The 9,117-nt window shown below is 69.5% G+C and carries 7 protein-coding genes; 5 read left to right on the forward strand and 2 right to left on the reverse strand.

Annotated elements, in window-relative coordinates:
- Positions 1–120 precede the first annotated feature (120 nt).
- On the forward strand, positions 121–3,882 hold the full coding sequence (locus CXY82_RS15450; RefSeq protein ID WP_104171687.1) for a chromosome segregation SMC family protein: 3,762 nt from the start codon (positions 121–123) through the stop codon (positions 3,880–3,882).
- A gap of 47 nt (positions 3,883–3,929) precedes the next feature.
- Here the strand turns inward: CXY82_RS15450 and CXY82_RS15455 are convergent, their stop codons facing one another.
- On the reverse strand, positions 3,930–4,310 hold the full coding sequence (locus CXY82_RS15455; protein WP_146067704.1) for a four-helix bundle copper-binding protein: 381 nt from the start codon (positions 4,308–4,310) through the stop codon (positions 3,930–3,932).
- Between the two features lie 312 nt (positions 4,311–4,622).
- Between CXY82_RS15455 and ftsY the strand changes: the two genes are divergently transcribed.
- Complete coding sequence (ftsY, locus tag CXY82_RS15460; RefSeq protein ID WP_104171689.1) at positions 4,623–5,498, forward strand: signal recognition particle-docking protein FtsY; 876 nt, start codon at positions 4,623–4,625, stop codon at positions 5,496–5,498.
- Between the two features lie 7 nt (positions 5,499–5,505).
- On the forward strand, positions 5,506–6,009 hold the full coding sequence (locus CXY82_RS15465; protein WP_104171690.1) for a DUF2004 domain-containing protein: 504 nt from the start codon (positions 5,506–5,508) through the stop codon (positions 6,007–6,009).
- A 30-nt stretch (positions 6,010–6,039) separates the two neighbouring features.
- On the opposite strand, the gene CXY82_RS15470 is transcribed toward CXY82_RS15465, so the two are convergent.
- On the reverse strand, positions 6,040–6,351 hold the full coding sequence (locus CXY82_RS15470; RefSeq protein ID WP_104171691.1) for a putative quinol monooxygenase: 312 nt from the start codon (positions 6,349–6,351) through the stop codon (positions 6,040–6,042).
- 76 nt (positions 6,352–6,427) lie between these two features.
- On the opposite strand from CXY82_RS15470, the gene ffh reads away from it, so the two are divergent.
- Both ffh and CXY82_RS15480 read left to right on the forward strand, forming a co-directional pair.
- Positions 6,428–8,002, forward strand: coding sequence for a signal recognition particle protein (ffh, locus tag CXY82_RS15475; protein WP_104103097.1), 1,575 nt, complete (start codon positions 6,428–6,430; stop codon positions 8,000–8,002).
- 70 nt (positions 8,003–8,072) lie between these two features.
- The gene (locus tag CXY82_RS15480) at positions 8,073–8,924 is read left to right on the forward strand and encodes an LLM class F420-dependent oxidoreductase (protein ID WP_104171692.1); all 852 of its coding nucleotides are present in this window, start codon (positions 8,073–8,075) and stop codon (positions 8,922–8,924) included.
- Positions 8,925–9,117 lie beyond the last annotated feature (193 nt).

Raw genomic sequence — 9,117 nt, forward strand, 5'->3', positions numbered from 1 at the left:
GACCGCGCCTACCGCCAGGGACCGCGCCTACCGGGCGGTGGCGGCTGTGTCCGGTACCGTTACTGGGGGTGGCGCGCCGGGCAGCCGCGACCCGAGTGAGCGACGAAAGGGGGCGAAACCGTGTATCTGAAAAGCCTCACGCTCAAAGGCTTCAAATCCTTCGCCCACCCCACCACGTTCGCCTTCGAACCCGGCGTCACCTGCGTGGTCGGACCCAACGGCTCGGGCAAGTCCAACGTCGTCGACGCACTCGCCTGGGTGATGGGCGAGCAGGGCGCGAAGACCCTTCGCGGCGGCAAGATGGAAGACGTCATTTTCGCCGGCACGTCCACCAAGGGCCCGCTCGGCCGGGCGGCCGTGACGCTGACCATCGACAACACGGATGGCGCGCTACCGATCGACTACACCGAGGTCACCATCTCCCGCACCCTCTTTCGCAACGGCGCGAGTGAGTATGCGATCAACGGGCGCACCTGCCGCCTGCTCGACGTGCAGGAGCTGCTCAGCGACTCCGGCCTCGGCCGGGAGATGCACGTGATCGTGGGGCAGGGGCAGCTCGACGCCGTGCTGCGCGCCAGCCCCGAGGAGCGCCGCGGGTTCATCGAGGAGGCCGCCGGCATTCTCAAGCACCGTCGGCGCAAGGAGAAGACCCTCCGCAAGCTCGACGGCATGCAGGCCAACCTCACCCGGCTCAGCGACCTCGCCGGGGAGATCCGGCGGCAGCTCAAACCGCTCGGACGCCAGGCCGACATCGCCCGCGAGGCGCAGATCATCGCCGCCGTCGCCCGCGACGCCCGGGCCCGGCTCCTCGCCGACGACGTGGTCACGCTGCGTATCGCGCTCGACGCGCACGGCCGCACCGAGAGCGAGCGGCACGCCGAACGACTCGTGCTGACCGAACAGCTCGAGACCCGGCAGCGGCGCCTGCGCCGACTCGAGCAAGAGCAGATCGGCGACGCCGTCGACCGGGCCCGGCGCACGAACTTCGGCCTGGAATCCGTGCAGGAGCGCCTGCGCGGCCTCTACACCCTCGCCAACCAGCGGCTGGCCCTGCTCGGCTCGCAGGCCGAGTCCGTGGACGCCGGCCCCAGCGTGACCACGGCGATGCTGACGGATGCCGCCGCCGAGATCGACGCGCTGCGTAGCCGCATCGACGTGGCCGACTCCACCTGGGCTGCCGCCCGCGCGGCCACCGAGGAGGCCCGGGGCCGGCTCGACGCCCTCGACGAACAGATCGCCGCCCAGGCCGTGCTGGTCTCCCGGCACGACCTTCACCTCTCCCAGCTGACCGGGCAGGCCGAGACCGCCGCGGGCCGCCTGGCCTCCGTGCGCGGCGAGGTGCTGCGGCAGCAGAACGCCCTCAATGCCGCCCGTGGCCGGGTCGACACGGCTGAGGCACACCTCGCCGGACTCGACGCGGACGCCGCGGCGCTCGACGCGGCCGCCGTCGACGCCGGCGAGAGCCACCCGGCCGAGGCTGCCGCCGCGGCCCGGTCTGTCGTCGCCCAGGCGGAGGTCGAGGTCGAACGCCTGCGCGACGAACTGCAGCTCGGCGAACGCGAACGGGACGCCCTCGCCGCCCGCGCGGGGGCACTGTCCCTCGCCCTGGACCATAAGGACGGCTCGGCGGCCCTGCTCGCTGCGGCGCCGGCGGGCATCCGTGGTCTGGTGGCCGAGCATGTGCGCGTGCGGCCCGGCTACGAGGCCGCCATCGCCGCCGCCCTCGGCTCCCTCGCCGACGCCGTGCTCGCCGACACCTGGAGCGCGGCCGTCGACGCCATCGTGCGCGCCCGCGCCGACGATCTCGGCCGGGTCGAACTGATCGTGGCCGGCACGATCGACGAAGACGCCAGGGCCGACGCCCCGACCGCAGACGCGACCGGCGATGCGACGGCCGGCACGATCGACGCCGACGCGCCCGGTGACGGCACGGCGGATACCGGCATGTCAGGTATTGGCACGTCGGGTACCGGCACGACGGATGTCCTCGCACCCGACACCCGGCCCGACCTCGCCGTGCAGCCCGGGCTGCTCTGGGCCGAATCGGTGATCGACGCGCCACCCGGGGTGCTCGGCCTGCTCCGGCGTACGGCGATCGCCGACGACCTCGACGCCGCCCGAGCCGCCGTGGACCGATTCGGACCCCGATCCGAGGAAGTGGAGACCGTTGGCGTGGAGACCGTTGGCGTGGCGACCGCCGAGCGCGCAGCCCTCCCGATCACCGTCATCACCCGGGCCGGGGACGTATTCAGCGACACCGTGCTGTGCGGTGGTTCCGGGGCCCGGCGCAGCCGCCTCGAGCTCATCGCCGACCGCGATGCGGCCGCCGACTCGCTCGCTGCGGTGCGCACCCGGCTCGAGCAGGTCGTCGCCGACCTCGCCGAGGCCCGCGTCGTGCTGTCCGCCCGCAAGACCCAGGCCCAGGCGGCCGCCGCCCGGGTGCGGGCGTTCGAGTCCCGCACGACCGTGCAGGCCGAGAAGACCAGCCGGGCCACCGTGCAGCTCGAGGCGGCCGCCGCCGAACTGAGTCGGCTCTCCGCCGCCCTCCTGCTGCAGGCCGAGGCCGTCGCCGCCCTCGAGGCCGCGAGCGAGACGGCCCGCACCGCGCGCGACGAACAGCGCGCCCGGCCGCGCCCGGTGCCGGATACCGGACCTCGCGACGCGCTCGTCGCCGCCCTCGAGGCCGCGCGCGAAGCCGAGGTCGAGGCCCGGCTCCAGGCCGAGACCGCCCGCGAACGCGTGCGCGCCGGGCAGGCGCGGGCCGACGCGCTCGCGAAACAGCAGACTGCCGCGCGGGCGGCGGCCGAGGAGGCAGCCCGGCGTGCGGTCATCCGTCGCCGTCAGGTGGATGCCGCCAGCCGGGTGGCCGAGGCGCTCCCGCTGGTGCTTGCCTCGGTCGACGCCTCCGCCAGCGAGGCCAGGCTGCGCCTGGCCACCGCCGAAGCGGAGCGCAGCAGCCAGAACGAGGAAATCGCGGCGCTGCGCCGGGAGGACAGCGCCCTGCGCGCCCGGTTGCAGGCCGTCACCGAGACCGTGCACGGCCTGGAACTGGCCATCTACGAGAAGAAGCTGCACCTGTCCGGGCTGCTCGAGCGCGCCGTCAGCGACCTCGGTCTGACCGAAGACGTGCTCGTGGCCGAGTACGGGCCCGACCAGCCGATCCCGGGCGCCGTCCAGAACAGCTCAGACCCGACCGCCGAACCCGTCCGCTTCGACCGGGACGACCAACAGCGCCGCCTGACCGTCGCCGAGCGCCGCTACGCCCAGCTCGGCCGAGTGAACCCGCTGGCCCTCGAGGAGTTTGCCGCGCTCGAGCAGCGGCACCGCTTCCTCACTGAGCAGCTCACCGACCTCACCAACACGCGCCGCGACCTGCTCACCATCATCGAGGAGATCGACGAGAAGATGGGTGCCATCTTCGGCAGCGCCTTCGACGACACCCAGGCGGCGTTCGCCGAGGTGTTCCCGGTGCTGTTCCCGGGCGGGAGCGGCAGCATCCGTCTCACCGATCCCGACAGCCTGCTCACGACCGGCATCGAGGTCTCGGTCAAGCCCGCCGGCAAGAAGATCGAGCGGCTCTCGCTGCTGTCGGGCGGGGAGCGCTCGCTCGCCGCCGTGGCCCTGCTGATCGCCATCTTCAAGGCCCGCCCGAGTCCGTTCTACATCATGGACGAGGTCGAGGCTGCCCTCGACGACGCCAACCTCGGCCGCCTGCTGACTATCTTCGAGGACCTGCGCGCCACCAGTCAGCTCATCGTGATCACCCACCAGAAACGCACGATGGAGATCGCGGATGCCCTTTACGGCGTCTCGATGCGCCTCGATGGGGTCTCGGCCGTGGTCGGGCAGCGCATCGCGAAGGATGACGAGCAGGCATCCTGACACGTCGCCGCTGATCGCCGCTGATCGCCGCTGTCGAGTGAAGAACGCTAGCGCAGCACGGCCAGGAGTCGCGCGCAGGCCTCGTCGACCCGGCGGCAGGCCATGCTGCAGGTGTGCCAGCCCGGATGCAGCCGGGCCATGTTCTCGCAGGCCGCGATCGATGCCCGGGCGGCCTCGCGGCAGGTTTCCAGCAGCGCGATGGTCATCAGCCCGTCCTTGCGCGCATGCCAGGACAGCAGCCGGCTCGTCGACGAGCACACCTCGATACAGTCCAGGTCGGCAAAGAAGCAGCGGGTGATGTCGCCGTTGCCCTTGATGCGGAGGCAGGCGTCCGCGCAGTCCTCGCTTACCGTCACGAGCGCGTCGCACGCCGCGATGCACCGGTTGATCCCGGTGCGCACACTCTCGGGCCCTGTGCTGACTGCCATGCCGACACCCTAGACCGGGTCCGGGCGGCTGTCGGGGGGCTTGCACATTCCTGCTCGGAAGGACGTGCCGTGACGTGGACGATGCCGACACAAGAGGGTGAGGTCTGGGCCGTCACCCCATCATTCTGTCGGGTCGGGTCGCTCGTGTGACGGCACGAATCGCACGAACGAGCGTTATCGGGGCGGTGCCGCTCCCGGTCCGCACCATCGGTTCGGAGGTCCTCCGCTCGGTACGCGCCGGCTGCGCCGCTTCGCGCGAGGCACACCTGGGGCGCAGCGGCGCAGATACCGCGCGAGCCATAGGCTGTAGGTATGGCAGAACGCACCCCCTGGTCTCTCTCCGGCGCACTGCGCGGCATGTTCGCGAAGAAGCTCATCGACGCCGAAACCTGGGAAGACCTCGAAGACGCGCTCATCCAGGCCGACTTCGGTCCCAGCATCACGGAGGCGGTCGTGGGCGACCTGCGGGCCAAGGTCGCCAGGTACAACACGACCGACCCGACCGACCTGCAACGGATGCTGCGCGAAGGCCTCGAGGAACGGCTCTCCAAGCTCGACTCCACCCTCAACCTCAGCGCGCGGCCTGCCGTCGTGCTCGTCGTCGGCGTCAACGGCGTCGGCAAGACCACCACGATCGGCAAATTCGCGAAGTTCCTGCGCACCTACAACCGCAGCGTGCTGATCGGGGCGGCAGACACGTTCCGTGCGGCCGCCGTGGAACAGCTGGCAACCTGGGCCGAACGGGCGGGCGCCGACATCGTGCGGCCGCAGGCCCACGGCCAGGACCCGGCATCCGTCGCCTTCCAGACCGTCGAGCGGGCCATGAAAGACGGCACGGAGATCGTGATCATCGACACCGCCGGGCGGCTGCAGACCAAGGGCGGCCTGATGGACGAGCTCACCAAGATCCGCAAGGTGATCGAGAAGCAGACCCCGATCGCCGAGGTGCTCCTCGTGCTCGACGCGACGACCGGCCAGAACGGCCTGGCCCAGGCCGAGGCCTTCATCCAGCACGCCGGCGTGACCGGGCTCGTGCTCACCAAACTGGACGGATCCGCCAAGGGCGGCTTTGTGCTCGCCGTGCAGGAGAAGACCGGCATCCCCATCAAGCTCGTGGGCCAGGGCGAGGGCATCAACGACCTCACCGGTTTCACGCCGCACGTTTTCGCACAAAAACTCGTCGGATAGGACAGTCATGACCATCGAACACGATTTCTTCGGAATTCTCGGCAGTGACGATGCTGGCGAGGTCTGCTGGTCGGATTCGGCCGAACTGGGCGACCAGGACGTGCAGATCGACCTCAGCTTCCCCGACGAGGAGTCCGTCTCGGCCGAAGCGCTCGACATTGCGGCGGCCATGGTCAACGACATCGAGGGACTCGATTCGCAGGCCCGCGAATCGCTCGTGGCCGACCTCAGCAAGGAGGGCTCGGTGACGGGCGCCTACATCACGACCGAACTCGACGAAATGGATCCCGAGGTTCTCGACGACGCCCTGATCTGGGATTCGGGCGACAAACAAATCGATTTTCTGCGCTCCATCCAGCTGCAGCGGATCGGTTTCCACCCGCACCACTTCCGTAGCGAGGAGCACTTCGCGGTGCTCGAGTACTCGATCAGCCCCGATGACACCGACGCCCTGCTCGTGGTCACGATCGACGTGCACGGCGACCCCGTGCTGATCGCCGTCGAGCAGTAGCGCAGCAGTCCGGTCGGACGTCGGTGCTCCCTACTGGATGGTGCCCTTGGCCGGGTCGCCGAACGGCACGTTCTGCAGCACCTTGACGTCCGTGGAGGCGGCCAGTGCATCATCGGTGAGCGCACCAAGTTCGGTGATTCCCGCGCCGGTCGCGTGCACCGCGAGGTCGGCGACGCTGGCCCAGCGCTCGACCATGACCACCAGGTCACCGTCGGTGTGCGCGGCATACAGTTCGCAGCCGGTCTCGGCGTGCACCGTGGGGGAGACCACGGCGAACGCGTCCAGGATCTCCTGGCTGCGACCGGGCTTCGGGGTGAGTACGGCGACGACGACAACGGACATGGTGACTCCTGGCTTCGGATGCGGTTTGCGCACCCGAACAAACGTAGGCTCCGCGACCGGTTAAACTAAACGCATCATGGCTACTTTTGGAAACCTCTCAGATCGCCTGGCCGAGACGTTCAAGAATCTCCGCACCAAGGGCAAGCTCAGCGCGGCGGATGTCGACGGCACCGTTCGCGAGATCCGGCGCGCACTGCTCGACGCCGACGTCGCCCTCGAGGTGGTCAAGGACTTCACCGGCAAGGTGCGCGAGCGTGCCCTCGGCGACGAGGTCAGCAAGGCGCTGAACCCGGCCCAGCAGGTCGTCAAGATCGTCAACGAGGAGCTCGTCGAGATCCTCGGCGGTCAGCAGCGCCGACTCGAATTCGCCAAGAAGCCGCCGACCATCATCATGCTCGCGGGCCTCCAGGGTGCCGGTAAGACCACCCTCGCCGGCAAGCTCGCGAAGTGGCTCGCGAAAGACGGCCACACCCCGATCCTGGTCGCGGCCGACCTGCAGCGCCCGAACGCGGTCACCCAGCTCGAGGTCGTCGGCGCCCAGGCGGGCGTGCCCGTCTACGCGCCCGAGCCCGGCAACGGCGTCGGCAACCCGGTCAAGGTCGCCCGCGACGGCGTCAAGTACGCGCAGCAGAAGATGCACGACGTGGTCATCGTCGACACCGCCGGACGCCTCGGCGTCGACGCGGAGATGATGAAGCAGGCCGCGGACATCCGCACGGCCATCGACCCCGACGAAGTGCTCTTCGTGATCGACGCCATGATCGGCCAGGACGCGGTGGCCACCGCCAAGGCGTTCCAGGACGGCGTCGACTTCACCGGCGTGGTGCTCTCCAAGCTCGACGGCGACGCGCGCGGCGGTGCGGCCCTGTCCGTGGCCTCGATCACCGGCCGTCCGATCATGTTCGCGTCGACCGGTGAGAGCCTCGACGACTTCGAGCCGTTCCACCCCGACCGCATGGCCAGCCGCATCCTCGACCTCGGTGACATCCTCACCCTCATCGAGCAGGCGCAGGGTGCCTTCGACGAAGACGAAGCACGCAAGATGGCGGAGAAGTTCTCCACCGACAGTTTCACCCTCGACGACTTCCTCGGGCAGATGCAGCAGCTGCGCAACATGGGTTCGATCAAGAAGATGATGAGCATGCTCCCCGGCGCCGGCGCCATGAAGCAGCAGCTCGAGAACTTCGACGAGCGCGAGATCGTGCGCACCGAGGCCATCATCCAGTCGATGACCAAGGCCGAGCGCACCACCCCGAAGCTGTTGAACGGATCCCGTCGGCTGCGCATCGCCCGCGGCGCCGGATCGACCGTGACCGAGGTCAACCAGCTCGTGTCGCGATTCGAGCAGGCCGCCAAGATGATGAAGACGGTCGCCAAGGGCGGCATGCCCAACATCCCCGGCATGGGCCCGGTCCCCGGCGGCATGGGCGGCGGCGGCCGTGGCAAGCCGCAGCCCAAGAAGAAGGGCTCGAAGTCGGGCAACCCGGCCAAGCGCGCGGCGGAGAATCTGGCGATCGCGTCCGGTGAGAAGCCCGCTGGCGCGGGCCCCGGTGCGGGCGGCGGCACGGGCTTCGGCCTCGGCGGCGCCAGGAAGGCGGGCGGTCCCACCGAAGACGAGATGGCCGCCCTGCAGAAGATGCTCGGTCGGTGACACTGCGCCGCAAACGCTGAGCCGCTGACTGCGCTGCGGATGCCCCCGGCCGCCGGTTTAGGATGAGCGCATGACCTCCTCCACGCCCTCCTCCACGCCCTCCTCCACGCCTTCCTCCACGGCCGACCGGGTGCGTATCGGTGTGCAAATCGCCCCGCAGCACGCCCTCTATCCGAAGATCCGGGTGACCGTGGCGGAGGTCGAGGCCCTGGGCACGGACATCGCGTTCGACTGGGACCACTTCTTTCCGCTCTCCGGCGAGAAGAACGGCCTCCACTTCGAGTCTTGGACGCTCCTCGCGGCCTGGGCGGAGCAGACCACCACCATCGAGCTGGGCGCGCTGGTCAACTGCAATGGCTACCGCAACCCCGACCTGCAGGCCGACATGGCGCGCACCATCGACCACATCAGCGGCGGCCGGTTCATCTTCGGCACCGGCTCCGGCTGGTTCGAGCGCGACTACGACGAGTATGGCTTCGAGTTCGGCACCGCGGGCACCCGCCTGGACGCCCTCGAAGCCGACCTCCCGCGGATCGAGGCGCGCTGGGCGAAGCTGAACCCGCCGCCCCTGCGCGACATCCCGGTGCTGATCGGCGGCGGGGGCGAGAAGAAGACCCTCCGGATCGTGGCGAGACATGCGGACATCTGGCATTCGTTTTCCACTCCCGCGGTGCTCGAGCACAAGCTCGGCGTGCTCTCGAAGTGGTGTGACACGGTGGGCCGGGATCTCTCCGAGATCGAGATCTCCACCGAGCTGCGGGCCCGTACCGTAACCGAGGCCGACGAGCTCTATGACCTAGGCGCCCGCCTCTTCACCCTTGGGCTGTCCGGCCCGCACTACGACTTGGCCTCGCTCACTGACTGGCTCGCCTGGCGCGACACAAAAAACGCGCTCGAGACGGGCTGCACCCGAGATGCGTGAGTCCTAATCGAGTGGTGGTATGGCTCCCGGATGGTCAGTCCTGCCCGCACCACGTGGACGCTGATCATCACAGGCGGAACGCCGGCTTCGGTGGTGAACCAATTCGACGGAGAATTTTGGCTCCCCTGCTCTATCCGTGGGTGTTTCGGAGCGCCTTAACGGCCGCACGCCGCTTCCTGTCTAGGTTTCTGAC

The sequence above is a fragment of the Cryobacterium sp. M23 genome (assembly GCF_002929655.1).
Classification (GTDB): Bacteria; Actinomycetota; Actinomycetes; order Actinomycetales; family Microbacteriaceae; genus Cryobacterium; species Cryobacterium sandaracinum.

Coding starts and splice junctions, on each gene's coding strand:
- CXY82_RS15480 (WP_104171692.1), top strand. CDS start 8,073: ATGACCTCCTCCACGCCCTCCTCCACGCCCTCCTCCACGCCTTCCTCC.
- ftsY (WP_104171689.1), top strand. CDS start 4,623: ATGGCAGAACGCACCCCCTGGTCTCTCTCCGGCGCACTGCGCGGCATG.
- CXY82_RS15465 (WP_104171690.1), top strand. CDS start 5,506: ATGACCATCGAACACGATTTCTTCGGAATTCTCGGCAGTGACGATGCT.
- CXY82_RS15455 (WP_146067704.1), bottom strand. CDS start 4,310: ATGGCAGTCAGCACAGGGCCCGAGAGTGTGCGCACCGGGATCAACCGG.
- ffh (WP_104103097.1), top strand. CDS start 6,428: ATGGCTACTTTTGGAAACCTCTCAGATCGCCTGGCCGAGACGTTCAAG.
- CXY82_RS15470 (WP_104171691.1), bottom strand. CDS start 6,351: ATGTCCGTTGTCGTCGTCGCCGTACTCACCCCGAAGCCCGGTCGCAGC.